Source organism: Staphylococcus borealis, assembly GCF_001224225.1.
GTDB lineage: Bacteria > Bacillota > Bacilli > Staphylococcales > Staphylococcaceae > Staphylococcus > Staphylococcus borealis.
This window is the reverse complement of sequence record NZ_CUEE01000008.1, coordinates 71,783-85,002: the sequence shown is the minus strand read 5'-3', so window position 1 is coordinate 85,002 and position 13,220 is coordinate 71,783. Positions and strand designations below refer to the sequence as shown.

The following is a 13,220-nucleotide window of genomic DNA, read 5'->3' as shown; positions in this document are numbered from 1 at the left end:
TTTATCCATTATGTAAAGCCAATTTACGATGGAAAGTAAAAGCGCTTATTTTATAAATTGTTATGACTAAATAAAAAAGGGCGCAAGCTAGACTTCATGATGTGGTCTAACTTGCGCTTTCTTTTCTAATTAGTATCTTTGAAAATTATGAAGATAAGCTTGATGCTGATGAAGAACTATCTGAAGATGATTGTTGTTTAAGTTTATCAGGATTTAGGATAGTGTTTTCTACAGCTTTTTTAATATCACTATCTTTATAATCAACATCATATTCTTTTAATAAATCTTTATAAGCATCAGTTAAAATTTCTGGATCTTTTTGTACTTTTTGTTCTATTAGTTTAGCTTTCAATTTAGATTTTTGTTTATCAAAGTCGTTTTCTTTATCAGCTTTAATAATATGGTAACCGTAGTCGGTTTTAACTACATCTGAAACTTGACCTTCTTTTAATTTGAATAAAGCTTTTTCAAATTTGCTTACCATTTGTCCTTTGACAACATAACCTAAAGAACCATTTTTCTTGGCACTTGAAGCGTCCATAGATTCTTTTTTAGCAATTTCTCCGAATTTTTCTGGATTTTTTTCAACTTCTTTTTGGATTTTCTCAGCTTTTTCTTTTGCTTTTTTATCTGATAAACCTTCTTTATCATCACTATTTGATTTCACTTTAATTAAAATGTGAGAAGCTTTTTTAGTGTTATCTTTGATTTCTTTATCAGACACTTTAACTTTATCAGCAAGTAATTGTTTTTGGTATGCAGCAAGTTTTTTCTGCTCTTTATAATCATTTAAAGTCATACCTTGTTGTTTAAGCATGCTTTCAAATTGATCTTTACCACCATACTGTTTTTGCTCTTTTTTTATTTCATCCTCGATATCTTTTGTATCGACTTTATCCTTGTATTTATCTTCTAAAATTTTATTTAATGCAATGCTAAATGATGTACTTGCAATTTGTTCATCACCAATTTTATTCATTACATCTTTCACTTTTACATCTCCAGCTTTGGAAGAGATTAATGTATTACTTTCAGAATCTGTTGCATTTGATCCACAAGCACCTAAAAGTAAAGCACTTGCAGTTACTGGAACAATTAATTTATTCATAATTTTCATGGTTGATAGCTCCTTTTACATTAATAACAAAGTTACTATAACATATTATGAAAGCATCACCAATTAGAAATAGGCGAGATACTGCTAAAGTACGAGATTTAATCGGACTTTAGCATTAAAAAATATCGAACCTGAAACATGCGACATGCTTTAAGTTCGATATGGTTTGTTTTAATGAAATGATTGGTAGGGCACTTTATTTAAAATATTAATACCTGTTTGATGTTCCTCGATAAAATGACCTTCATTTGAAAAAATAATAATTTTAAGATATAAAAAATCCATTACAGATATGCCAAAATTTAAAGCCAATAAAAACATAAAATAGTGGCCATATTGTGGGAAATGCATCGTTAATACAATTAAAATGAAAGTGATTAATACGAAAGGTAAAATCAAGTTAATACAAAAATATAGTTTATGGACTGGCGTGCTTACATAAGTGTTGAAATAAGGTAACCACCGCTTCTTATTTAATTTATGAATTCTAAATGAATTCATATAAGGCAAGAAAAAGAGCAGGTGGATTGATTTATGAATAGGGTACATCAATACAGCAAATACTAATAAAATCACAAAATGGCGATCTGATAAAGGTGTATTTACAAAATAGTACATGATTTCATAACTTATTAAAAACGCGATGATAGTAATCGTAAAACTTAAAAATGCGATTCTTGGCACACCAAACCGTGCATGAATGTCAATTTGACGTTTACATAGGAACATAAGGACACCTCTTAATAGGTCTTAATTATATACGCTACGTATTATCTAACTATCAATGTAAACAGTCAAGTCCAATTTGCTATAAATATAAAAGGAGTGGTGTTAATTCAAAATGAATATCACACCACTCTAATTTCGTAAATTATTTATTATCTTTAGAAAAAGTATTACTTATTTCTTCGCCACGGTTTTGTAAGTTCTCAATGTGGGATTGTAGTTTTTCAATGTTTGGATTAATGTCAGATTTAAAATCACCAATGAGTGTTTTAAATTCATCACCAATGTCACTACCATAAGAGACACCATCATTCTTAACTTGTTTCGCATAATCTATAATATTATAAAAATTACGTTTAAGTGATGCTATCTCACGTTCTAGTTCAGAACGAGATCCAGTAGGTTCTTTCGCATCAATTGTGTTGTTTTTTACACTTTGATCATCACGGTTTAACCAAGAAACAGCGATTCCAGATGCCACTCCCACAGTAATACCAAATAATACGCGTGATACTTTCATGTTTTATTCTCCTCACTTGTTATGTCGTTATCGGATAATAATAGAATAGTGAAATCATAACAATTTCTATTTCTATATCAAACATATGTCGACAAGCTAATTTTAATTGTATATTACCCTAAAATGACATTCAATATGCAGAATTATTCAAATTGAGCTTTGATTTGATTAGCGATAGCTTGTTTTTGTTCATCATTGATTTCATTTTCATGCGTTTCCCAATGATAGCCGAAGCCGTCGATATCATTTTCGTAACGTGGTAGGAAATGAAAATGAATATGGAATACAGATTGATCTGCAAATTCACCATTGTTTTGAATGATATTTAAACCATCAGGATTGAAGGCTTTTTTAATTGCGTTAGCGACTTTAGGTAAGGCTGCACCAATATGTGCCATTGTCTCTTCATCTGTTTCAAAGATATTAGGTGATGCTTTTTTAGGAATAAGTAAGGTATGTCCTTTAGTTACTTGAGAAATATCTAAAAATGCATAAACAAATTCATCTTCATAAACTTTGAAGCTTGGAATTTCTCCAGATAAAATTTTACTAAATACTGTTTCAGCCATTTGAATGCACTCCTTTTACGTATTTATAGCTTATTATAGCATTACTCATTAAAAATTTCGTTAATGAAGTAATTGTAATTTTAGTAGTTAAAAGCTAATTTTGGTACAATGATAGTCATGGAGGTGCCATATGACAGTCAAAGTTGAACATTTGACAGGAGGTTACGGAAAACGTCCTGTTATTGAAGATATAAATTTTGAATTAAAAGCAGGAGAAATTGTTGGTTTAATTGGATTAAATGGTGCAGGTAAGAGTACAACCATTAAACATATGCTAGGCTTACTAACGCCAACAGAAGGTAAACTTTCTATCTCAAATACTGAGATTACCGATGATATCGAAGTGTATCGCAAGAAGTTATCTTATATTCCTGAGTCACCCATCATATATGAAGAATTAACATTGGAAGAGCATATCGCCATGACAGCAATGGCGTATCAAATAAGTGAAGAAGAAGCAATGAAACGTGCACGTCCATTACTTAAAACATTTCGATTAGAGAATGAGTTGAAAGTATTCCCAAGCCACTTCTCTAAAGGAATGAAGCAAAAGGTAATGATAATCTGTGCTTTTATAGTGAATCCGGAATTATATATTATAGATGAACCATTTTTAGGTCTCGATCCACTAGGGATTCAATCAATGTTAGATTTGATGGTTGAAAAGAAAAACGAAGGGCGTACGGTTTTGATGAGTACTCATATTTTAGCGACTGCAGAACGATATTGTGATCGCTTCATCATTTTAGATAAAGGGAAAGTGGTTGCATTCGGAGATTTAGAGGAACTTCGCGAACAAACTGGTTTACATGGTCGCACACTTGATGACATCTATATACATGTCACACAAGGTGGTCAAGCAGATGGATAAATCAGCTACGTCTTTATTTAGAACGAGATTAGATGCAATTCGAAAAGAAAAAAGCTATTATAATAAGTTTATTTTCAATGGTCATTTTTCAGTGTTTCTTTTAATTTTATTAGGAGCGTTTATATTAGGATATGGTCAATGGCTACAACATATTCCTAACGATATCGATTATGCATTGTGTGCGAGCGTATTGTTAGCCTTGACATCTATCTTTCCGATACGAACATTTTTGAAAGATGCAGATAGAATATTTTTACTTCCGTTTGAAACACACATGAAGGATTATATGAAGTTGAGTTTACGATATAGTTATTTTAATAGAATTGCTATTCAAATCGTATTACTCATTATCTTGTTCCCACTATTTTCTAAATTAGATGATCATGTACTAACACCTTATATTATTTTTAGTATTTTAACTTTAATCCATCCTTGGCTAGGGTTGAAATTGAGATGGCAATGGTATCAAATCAGAAAATCAAGTTGGAGCATCAGTATCATTCTATTTCTATTTAATTTAGTAACCTTTGATTTAGTCCTAGGCTATCAAATGTATTGGGGAATCGTCTTTACACTTATTTTATTAAGTGCAACGTTTCTACTTCCTAAAGTTAACCATTCAAATTTATATCCTTGGGAGCGAATGATTAGCATAGAAGAAAGACATCATACGAATTACTATAAATTTGTAAATATGTTCACAGATGTTAAGCACTTAAAAGAAACAGCAGTTCGACGTAGATATTTAGATGTTTTATTACCAACACCTAAAGGTCGTAAATTTAATTCGAAAAATATGTATCTTTACCTTTTTACTCGAAGTTTTGTACGTGGAAGAGATGCATTTAGTATTATTCTGCGTTTAATTATGATTGCATTAGTATTAATGATTTGGTTATCTTTCCCAATCGTTTCTGCGATTATTGGATGTTTATTCATGTATATAACATTATTACAAATGTCCCAATTTTATACACAACAAGCCTATGGATTATGGCCTCAAGTTTGGCCAGTGTCAGATGTTGAAGTGATAAAAGGGTACGAAAAGTTTTTATATCGACTAATGTTAATCATAGGGCTTATTTTTTCAATTACATTTATAAGTATTTATCCGCAGTATTTCTTTTTCGCACTTATCTTCTTTATAGTAGGGTGGTTAACGATTAGAAGTACAATTAAAAAATTACAATATCAAGAATCACTGCTCAAAGATTAATAAAAGTTGCCTTTAACTAGCACATATTCAAATGTTACTAGTTAAAAGGCAACTTTTTGATTTACTAATCTTTAATTGGGTATAAATATCTTTCGAAATAACTTGAATGTTGACTGCTCGAACCGAAATAATGTCTTAAGGCATCTTTTGAAAAATAGTCCTTAAACGTGTCAGTTTCTTTAAAGTCTTCGTATGTTTGTCGGTTAGCGAAGCCAAAATAAACCTTATAAGTTGTTCCTTGTACAGGTTTTAAAAAGCGATAGCTCTTAAACCCAGCAACGTTATCAAAATTCAATTCTAAATTTGCAATACGTTTTTCTAACTGATGTACATGATCATCAGATGATGGAATAAATATTGCCGAATAAAAATGTGTTTGATCTAAATCGTTAATTGCTTTAACCGTCGTATAAACCGTCGGATGTTTTAAAATAGATTTGTCATCTGTTTCTTCAATAATGACTGAAGAATCATCTGTCGAAAATAAAAACAGATTTCTATCAGTATTTTTAGTTCTAATTTGATTTAAGTAACCATAAGTCCCATATGTTGTATATATGTTCATGACTCATACCTCCTTTGTTGCTTATATTATACGATTAAATCAGAAGTCTAGCTATACTAAATGAATGTAATATTTAAAAAATTTTGAAAACGAATTAGTCTGTTTGAGGGATATTTTTAAATGCTTAAATATACTATAATTAAGATTAATAAATTATTAAAATTTAATGAATTGAAATGTACATTTATGCTTTGTCTTTTTTATGACATTTAAGTGTGCATAAACGATAATTATATTAGCATATGATATTATAGATAAGAATGATTTTAATTTAGGAGGACTATAAGGTGCATAATAAAAATAAGACAATTTTACAAACAATAAAAGGTGAAAAAACATCTCATACACCTGTATGGTTTATGCGCCAAGCCGGCCGATCACAACCAGAATATCGAAAATTAAAAGAAAAATACTCATTGTTTGACATTACTCACCAACCTGAATTATGTGCTTATGTAACGCAATTACCAGTAGATAATTATAATACTGACGCAGCGGTTTTATATAAAGATATCATGACACCTTTGAAACCAATTGGCGTGGATGTTGACATCAAATCAGGCATTGGACCAGTCATCAGCAATCCAATTAAATCTGTATCTGATGTTGAAAAACTCACGCAAATTGATCCCAAAAGAGATGTGCCATATGTACTTGAAACGATTCAATTGCTAACACAAGAGAAGTTGAACGTACCTCTAATTGGCTTTACAGGTGCACCATTTACGTTGGCATCTTATATGATTGAGGGTGGTCCTTCAAAAAATTATAATTTTACGAAAGCAATGATGTATGGGGATGAAGCAACTTGGTTTGCCTTAATGGACCATCTTGTACAAGTTTCAATTGATTACGTAGTAGCTCAAATTGAAGCAGGTGCAGAACTTATTCAAATCTTTGATTCATGGGTAGGCGCATTAAATATCGAGGATTATCATTATTACATTAAACCGTCTATGCATAAGTTAATCAATGGCATAAAAGCGCAATATGATGTACCTATCATTATGTTTGGGGTAGGAGCAAGTCATCTTATTAATGAATGGAATGACTTATCAATCGATGTATTAGGGTTAGATTGGCGTACTTCTATTACGACAGCGACAAATATGGGCGTCAATAAAACGCTACAAGGTAATTTAGATCCATCACTTTTACTTGCGCCTTGGGATGTATTAGAAAAGAGAATCCGTGCTATTCTCGACGAAGGTATGGAGAGAGGGAAACACATTTTTAATTTAGGACATGGTGTTTTCCCAGAAGTTAAACCAGAAACATTAAAACGTGTAACCCAATTTGTTCATGATTATACAAGTAAATAACACATAGAATTCAAAAAAGATTAAGGAAGGTTTTATTTAATGACTAAGACAATAGGCTTATTAGTTATGGCATATGGGACACCATATAAAGAAAGCGATATTGAACCATATTACACAGATATAAGACATGGTAAGAGACCAACTGAAGAAGAGTTACAAGATCTAAAAGATCGTTATGAATTTATAGGAGGACTTTCTCCTTTAGCTGGCACAACTGATCGACAAGCTGAAGCATTGAAGCATGCGTTAAATGAATCATATGAAGATGTTGAATTTCAATTGTATTTAGGATTGAAACATATTTCTCCATATATTGAAGAAGCTGTTGAAAAAATGCACAATGACGGTATTGAAGAAGCAGTAACTGTAGTGTTGGCACCACATTACTCTAGCTTCTCAGTTGGTTCATATAATAAACGTGCTAAAGAGGAAGCGGATAAGTATGGCATTAAGCTACACCATGTTGAACATTATTATCACCAACCTAAATTTATCGAGTATTGGACAAATAAAATTAATGAAACGTTAGCACAAATCCCACAAGATGAACACGATGAGACCATCTTGGTTGTTTCTGCACACAGTTTGCCTAAAGGTTTAATTGAGAAAAATAATGATCCATATCCTAATGAATTAAAGGATACAATGAACCGATTACAAGTAGCTTCGAATATTAAACACGTTGCTCAAGGCTGGCAATCCGAGGGGAATACTGGAACACCATGGTTAGGACCGGACGTGCAAGATTTAACTAGAGCATTGTACAATGACCATCACTATAAACATTTTATTTATACACCAGTAGGATTTGTATGTGAACATTTGGAAGTATTGTATGATAATGACTATGAATGTAAAGTCGTATGTGATGAGATAGGTGCAAATTATTATCGTCCAAAAATGCCTAATACGGATCCATTATTTATCCATGCAATAGTGGATGAAATCAAAACAGTTTTTTAATAAAGGAAGGGACTCATTGTGAGTAAAAAAGTGGCAATCATTGGTGCAGGTATAACTGGACTTGCAAGTGCATATTATTTAAAACATTATAAACCAGATGTAGATGTAACCATTTTTGAAGCAACTAATCGACCTGGTGGAAAGATACAAACGTATCGTAATGAAGGTTATACAATTGAACTTGGTCCTGAATCATATCTTGGACGTAAAACGATTATGACTGACATAGCTAAAGATATTGGTCTGGGAGATGATTTGATTACGAATGAGACAGGCCAATCTTATATTTTCGCTAAAAATAAATTGTATCCCATACCAGGTGGGTCAATTATGGGAATTCCGACTGATATTAAACCGTTTCTCAAAACGAAACTCATATCGCCATTAGGTAAGCTAAGAGCCGGACTTGATTTAGTTATACCACCTATACAAATTGATGATGATATATCTGTCGGGGAATTCTTTAGAAGACGATTAGGAAATGAAATACTTGAGAATTTAATAGAGCCTCTTATGGGGGGGATATATGGTACGGATATCGATCGATTAAGTTTGATGAGTACATTTCCTAATTTCAAAGAACAAGAAGAAACACATGGCAGTTTAATTAAAGGTATGCAACATGAAAAGGCTCAGCGTATTAAGCAACGTCAATTATACCCTGGCGCACCTAAAGGCCAGTTTAAGCAGTTTCGACATGGTTTAAGTTCATTTATTGAAGCGTTAGCTGAGAATATAGAAAGTAAAGGCGTTACGATTCGATATCAATCACCTGTCAATGATATCCATATTAATAAAGATAATTATGAGATTGTGACTGATCAAGGTAGTGAACAATTTGATGGGGTTTTAATTACAACGCCGCATCAAACATTTATGAAATGGTTTAATCATGACGAAGCATTTAAATACTTTAATCAAATGGATTCTACTTCAGTTGCAACAGTGGTATTTGCATTCGATGAAAAGGATATTGAAAACACATATAATGGTACTGGTTTTGTTATTGCTAGAACGAGTAAGACGGATATTACAGCATGTACTTGGACTACTAAAAAATGGCCTTTCACTACGCCTAAAGGTAAAGTATTGATTAGAGCGTATGTAGGTAAACCAGGTGATACTGTCGTTGAAGATCACACAGATGAAGAAATAGCAACAATCGCACGTCGCGATTTAAATAAAATGATGACCTTTAAAGGCAATCCTGAATTTACAATTGTCAATCGTTTGACTAAAAGTATGCCACAATATCATATTGGACATATGAGTCAAATTCGTAAAATTCAACAACATGTTAAACAGACTTATCCAGCACTTAGAATTACTGGTGCACCTTTTGAAGCGGTTGGTCTACCAGACTGTATTCAACAAGGTAAAAACGCCGTAGAAGAATTATTGGATGAAATATAATGTTTTAAACACTTTTTTAGAGGTCAGGGCACCTCTTTAAAAGTGTTTTGTTATATCAATTATCCAAATTTAGTATTTTAAGGAGGACATACGTTAATGACTAATGTAGTTATCGTTCATTCACAGATAGGGGATTCGCATAACCATTGGTATGCATGGTTACAACACAACTTAGAATTAGAAGGTTACGATGTTCAATTATTTCATTTAGATGAAAATAAAAATGATGACATAGACAACTGGATTCATGAATTACATCAACAAATTGATATTTTGACTACAGATACTTATTTTGTAACACATGGATATGGCTCAATAGCTACTTTAAAATATATTGAAGGCCTATCAGTTGATGGCTGCTTTGAAGGCTTTTTCAGTATTGCAGGGTTTAAAGAAGATGCAGTAAAAATTGACGATTCCATTAAAGTAGGGGATTTTAGTATCGATTATGATGACGTTAAATCAAAAGTGAAGCATTTTTACGGACTTGCTTCAAGAGACGATGCCTATGTGTCATATTTAGAAACACAAAATCTAATTAATGAATTGGGTGGCAAAACTAAAATTGTTGATGAAGGAGGGCACTTTTTAGAAGAAGAGGGCTTTGTTTCCTTCACTGAGTTACAAGAAAAAATGCAACATTACATGACGAGATAAGTGTTAGTGTCATTTATAATAAAAATGTTTAAATAATTAAATTTAAAGAAAGTAGGGAGTGGCTACTCTCTACTTTATGATTTTAAAACCCAAAATCACATTTATTTAAACCATTCATTCAATAATTAAATATCCAATTCGTATCTTAAATTAAAATATTTTAAATGTAGCGTTTTTTTACACAAATTACTTTAGAATTGTTATTGACTAAGTTAATAATACTATATATACTAATAAAGTATTCGAAAGGCGATGACCATTAATTAATTATCGCATTTTAATATGAAGATTCAATGAATTAAATGTAAAATTTATTTAAAAAAGTTATTGACATTCAATGATGTTAAATGATATACTTAATAAGTAATGATTTTTGAGACGTAAATAATATTAGCGCGGGATGGAGCAGTTCGGTAGCTCGTCGGGCTCATAACCCGAAGGTCGGTGGTTCAAATCCGCCTCCCGCAATACACCATTTTAATAGGTCTCGTAGTGTAGCGGTTAACACGCCTGCCTGTCACGCAGGAGATCGCGGGTTCGATTCCCGTCGAGACCGCCATTACTTATTACGGTTCAGTAGCTCAGTTGGTAGAGCAATGGATTGAAGCTCCATGTGTCGGCAGTTCGACTCTGTCCTGAACCATTCAATCATTTTGGCGGTTGTGGCGAAGTGGTTAACGCATCGGATTGTGGTTCCGACATTCGAGGGTTCGATTCCCTTCAACCGCCCCATAATCGTTTACTACGCGGGTGTAGTTTAATGGCAAAACCTCAGCCTTCCAAGCTGATGTTGTGGGTTCGATTCCCATCACCCGCTCCATCATATTATTCCGCAGTAGCTCAGTGGTAGAGCTATCGGCTGTTAACCGATCGGTCGTAGGTTCGAATCCTACCTGCGGAGCCATGGCTCCTTGGTCAAGCGGTTAAGACACCGCCCTTTCACGGCGGTAACACGGGTTCGAGTCCCGTAGGAGTCATACAAACAGAAGTGAAATATCGCTTCTGTTTTTTTATGTATATATATAACTAATATTGAGGAGAGCTGTCCGAGTCTGGCCGAAGGAGCACGCCTGGAAAGTGTGTAAGCGCCATAAGCGTTTCAAGGGTTCGAATCCCTTGCTCTCCATATGATAAGCCTTATACAATAGGGTTTCGAGTTAGCAAGTGTCAAAAAGTGTCAAGAAAACAATTCTCTGACACGTTGACCTTGCTTTTTTATTGTTAGTAAGTTGTAATGTATAGGGGAGTGGGACAGAATTCTTTTTAAATTCGTCATCCGCTCCCAGCTTTCTTTGCTTGTGGAATTTCTTAATGAAATTCTCTCTGCTGGGGTTCCGACCCCAACTTGCTTAGCTTGTAAAATCACTTTCGTGATTTTTTGTGCTGGGGCCCCGCCCACCTCCGCAAAGATGACTAGAATTGAAATAAGCTTGATTTAAGCGCATTTTCAGTTCAGTCAGCTACTGCGAATTTGCAAATAGCGTCATCATATTATTTATGTCCCACTCCCAATGAGATAAGATGTAAATATTTAGTTTAAAATTTATATTGATTTTATTATATAAAAATATTATAATATATTTAGGTCAACGACAATGCGTGGAGCTTATAAAACGAAATACATTGAACAGAGTAGCCAGCCTACTATGAGGCTAGGCAATAATTGAATATCATAGCTTATCAGAGTTTGAAGTGGTAATCATCACTTTAAACTCTTTTTATTTTTTTAAAATAAAAGTAGCTTATTATTTATAGTTAAAATACACTTTAAATCTTTATAGTGATAAGTTAATGTCAATAAAATATGCTGCTACTTAAACACAACCAATGCTAACTAACTCAAATATCGTTATAATTAAAATGTATCTAGATGGAGGAATGAATCGTGGATTTTTGGTTAAAAGAGCAAAGTATTAAAAATAGAAATAAAATTGCAGTTACAGATGGAAAACATTCTATAACATTTAAAGAATTATATGATAAAGCACTTTCAATTTCAGAACATATCCTTTCTTTGAATTTGAATAGAGTAGGATTGTACATTAAGAATGACATTGAGTCTATTATGCTTATAAACGCGTGTTGGTTAGCTAATGTTGAAATAGCAATGTTAAACACACGATTAACAGAAACTGAAATGATAAATCAAATGAATTCCATTAATATTACAACTATATTAACGACGCAACCTTTTCATTTGTCGCATTTCAATGTGATACATTTATCTGAATTAGAACAATATCCAAGTCATGCCAATGACGAAACATTTAATGATGAACGTATTGCATCAATCATGTTTACATCAGGTACGACAGGGCCTCAAAAAGCGGTACCACAAACATTTAAAAATCATTATGCAAGTGCGATTGGTTGTAAAAAAAGTTTAGGATATGATGAAACTACGAAATGGTTATCTGTTTTACCGATATATCATATTTCAGGGCTCAGTGTGTTGTTACGTTCTATAATCGAGGGCTTTACGGTACGTATACTGGAAAAATATAATACGCAAACGATGTTAGCGATTATTAAAGAAGAAGGACCTACACATGTATCTTTAGTGCCACAAACGCTCAAGTGGCTTATGGATGCAGGATTAAACCAACCGTTTTCAATAGAGAAAATTTTACTTGGCGGCGCCAAATTATCATCTACATTAATTGATGAAGCGCTAAATGATCATCTCCCAATATACAATTCTTTTGGAATGACAGAGACATGTTCTCAATTTCTGACTGCCACACCTAAGATGCTTGCACAACGATATGACACTGTTGGTAAACCAAGTGAAAACGTACAGGTACGAATCAAACATCCTAATAGTGAAGGTCATGGCGAACTACTTATAAAAGGAAACAATGTGATGAATGGTTATTTATATCCATCAGGTTTAAACGATACATTTGAAGATGGTTACTTTAAAACGGGTGATATAGCAGAAATTGATGAAGAAGGATTTGTAATGGTCTATGATCGTCGCAAAGATTTGATTATTAGTGGTGGAGAAAATATTTATCCTTATGAGATAGAAACCATTGCTAAAACGCATTCAGATATTAATGACGCTGTATGTGTCGCACAAGAGGATGTGACATGGGGACAAGTGCCAGTACTCTATTACGTTGCTGATTGTCCCATTTCTGATACGGCGTTAATAAACTATTTTAAATCTCGTTTAGCTAAATATAAAATACCTAAAGCGTTTCATCAAGTTGAACGTTTGCCTTATACATCAACTGGTAAACTTCAGCGTAGTAAAATGATAAATAGAGGGCATTAAT

At 33.0% G+C, this 13,220-nt stretch carries 12 protein-coding genes and 8 tRNA genes; 15 read left to right on the top strand and 5 right to left on the bottom strand.

All coding sequences use genetic code 11. From position 1 onward, the window contains the following. Positions 1-145 precede the first annotated feature (145 nt). From prsA to AK212_RS09875, 4 genes are all read right to left on the bottom strand, one after another. Entirely contained in the window at positions 146-1,117 is a 972-nt protein-coding gene (prsA, locus tag AK212_RS09890) for a peptidylprolyl isomerase PrsA (RefSeq protein WP_053030602.1), read from the bottom strand. Positions 1,118-1,288: 171 nt separating this feature from the next. Continuing rightward, positions 1,289-1,846, bottom strand: coding sequence for a DUF3267 domain-containing protein (locus tag AK212_RS09885; protein ID WP_053030599.1), 558 nt, complete (start codon positions 1,844-1,846; stop codon positions 1,289-1,291). 142 nt (positions 1,847-1,988) lie between these two features. Beyond that, entirely contained in the window at positions 1,989-2,363 is a 375-nt protein-coding gene (locus AK212_RS09880) for a YtxH domain-containing protein (RefSeq protein WP_053030596.1), read from the bottom strand. Between the two features lie 143 nt (positions 2,364-2,506). Continuing rightward, a complete protein-coding gene (locus AK212_RS09875; protein ID WP_053030594.1) occupies positions 2,507-2,932 on the bottom strand; it encodes an HIT family protein in 426 nt (141 codons plus the stop codon). 130 nt (positions 2,933-3,062) lie between these two features. Here AK212_RS09875 and ecsA point away from each other — a divergent pair, with 130 nt between their 5' ends. Both ecsA and ecsB read left to right on the top strand, forming a co-directional pair. Next, a complete protein-coding gene (gene ecsA, locus AK212_RS09870; protein ID WP_053030592.1) occupies positions 3,063-3,803 on the top strand; it encodes an ABC transporter ATP-binding protein EcsA in 741 nt (246 codons plus the stop codon). After that, positions 3,796-5,019: an ABC transporter permease EcsB gene (gene ecsB, locus AK212_RS09865; protein WP_053030590.1), complete on the top strand. Its 1,224-nt coding sequence runs from the start codon at positions 3,796-3,798 to the stop codon at positions 5,017-5,019. The genes ecsA and ecsB overlap by 8 nt, the downstream gene beginning before the upstream one ends. A 64-nt stretch (positions 5,020-5,083) precedes the next feature. Here ecsB and AK212_RS09860 read toward each other — a convergent pair whose 3' ends face one another. Next, a complete protein-coding gene (locus AK212_RS09860) occupies positions 5,084-5,584 on the bottom strand; it encodes a hypothetical protein (protein ID WP_053030588.1) in 501 nt (166 codons plus the stop codon). 287 nt (positions 5,585-5,871) lie between these two features. Between AK212_RS09860 and hemE the strand changes: the two genes are divergently transcribed. From hemE to menE, 13 genes are all read left to right on the top strand, one after another. Then, complete coding sequence (gene hemE / locus AK212_RS09855; protein ID WP_053030586.1) at positions 5,872-6,906, top strand: uroporphyrinogen decarboxylase; 1,035 nt, start codon at positions 5,872-5,874, stop codon at positions 6,904-6,906. A gap of 39 nt (positions 6,907-6,945) precedes the next feature. Then, positions 6,946-7,869, top strand: a complete 924-nt coding sequence (gene hemH / locus AK212_RS09850; RefSeq protein ID WP_053030584.1) for a ferrochelatase — start codon at positions 6,946-6,948, stop codon at positions 7,867-7,869. A gap of 18 nt (positions 7,870-7,887) precedes the next feature. After that, on the top strand, positions 7,888-9,282 hold the full coding sequence (gene hemY, locus AK212_RS09845) for a protoporphyrinogen oxidase (protein WP_053030582.1): 1,395 nt from the start codon (positions 7,888-7,890) through the stop codon (positions 9,280-9,282). 96 nt (positions 9,283-9,378) lie between these two features. Continuing rightward, positions 9,379-9,939 carry an RBBP9/YdeN family alpha/beta hydrolase gene (locus AK212_RS09840; protein WP_053030580.1) on the top strand — a complete coding sequence of 187 codons (561 nt, stop codon included), beginning with the start codon at positions 9,379-9,381 and terminating at the stop codon, positions 9,937-9,939. 394 nt (positions 9,940-10,333) lie between these two features. Next, positions 10,334-10,407, top strand: a tRNA-Met gene (locus AK212_RS09835). 15 nt (positions 10,408-10,422) lie between these two features. Continuing rightward, positions 10,423-10,498 (top strand) — tRNA-Asp (locus tag AK212_RS09830). Between the two features lie 11 nt (positions 10,499-10,509). After that, a tRNA-Phe gene (locus AK212_RS09825) sits at positions 10,510-10,582 on the top strand. Positions 10,583-10,595: 13 nt separating this feature from the next. Next, positions 10,596-10,671 (top strand) — tRNA-His (locus tag AK212_RS09820). Between the two features lie 14 nt (positions 10,672-10,685). Beyond that, positions 10,686-10,759, top strand: a tRNA-Gly gene (locus tag AK212_RS09815). 9 nt (positions 10,760-10,768) lie between these two features. Then, a tRNA-Asn gene (locus AK212_RS09810) sits at positions 10,769-10,843 on the top strand. Position 10,844: 1 nt separating this feature from the next. After that, positions 10,845-10,916: transfer RNA gene (locus AK212_RS09805), tRNA-Glu, on the top strand. 59 nt (positions 10,917-10,975) lie between these two features. After that, positions 10,976-11,065 (top strand) — tRNA-Ser (locus tag AK212_RS09800). A 759-nt stretch (positions 11,066-11,824) separates the two neighbouring features. Then, positions 11,825-13,219: an o-succinylbenzoate--CoA ligase gene (gene menE / locus AK212_RS09795; protein ID WP_053030579.1), complete on the top strand. Its 1,395-nt coding sequence runs from the start codon at positions 11,825-11,827 to the stop codon at positions 13,217-13,219. Position 13,220 lies beyond the last annotated feature (1 nt).

Excerpts from the sequence above, each read along its gene's own strand:
- prsA (WP_053030602.1), bottom strand. The coding sequence starts at position 1,117 with ATGAAAATTATGAATAAATTAATTGTTCCAGTAACTGCAAGTGCTTTA.
- AK212_RS09885 (WP_053030599.1), bottom strand. The coding sequence starts at position 1,846 with ATGTTCCTATGTAAACGTCAAATTGACATTCATGCACGGTTTGGTGTG.
- AK212_RS09880 (WP_053030596.1), bottom strand. The coding sequence starts at position 2,363 with ATGAAAGTATCACGCGTATTATTTGGTATTACTGTGGGAGTGGCATCT.
- AK212_RS09875 (WP_053030594.1), bottom strand. The coding sequence starts at position 2,932 with ATGGCTGAAACAGTATTTAGTAAAATTTTATCTGGAGAAATTCCAAGC.
- ecsA (WP_053030592.1), top strand. The coding sequence starts at position 3,063 with ATGACAGTCAAAGTTGAACATTTGACAGGAGGTTACGGAAAACGTCCT.
- ecsB (WP_053030590.1), top strand. The coding sequence starts at position 3,796 with ATGGATAAATCAGCTACGTCTTTATTTAGAACGAGATTAGATGCAATT.
- AK212_RS09860 (WP_053030588.1), bottom strand. The coding sequence starts at position 5,584 with ATGAACATATATACAACATATGGGACTTATGGTTACTTAAATCAAATT.
- hemH (WP_053030584.1), top strand. The coding sequence starts at position 6,946 with ATGACTAAGACAATAGGCTTATTAGTTATGGCATATGGGACACCATAT.
- AK212_RS09840 (WP_053030580.1), top strand. The coding sequence starts at position 9,379 with ATGACTAATGTAGTTATCGTTCATTCACAGATAGGGGATTCGCATAAC.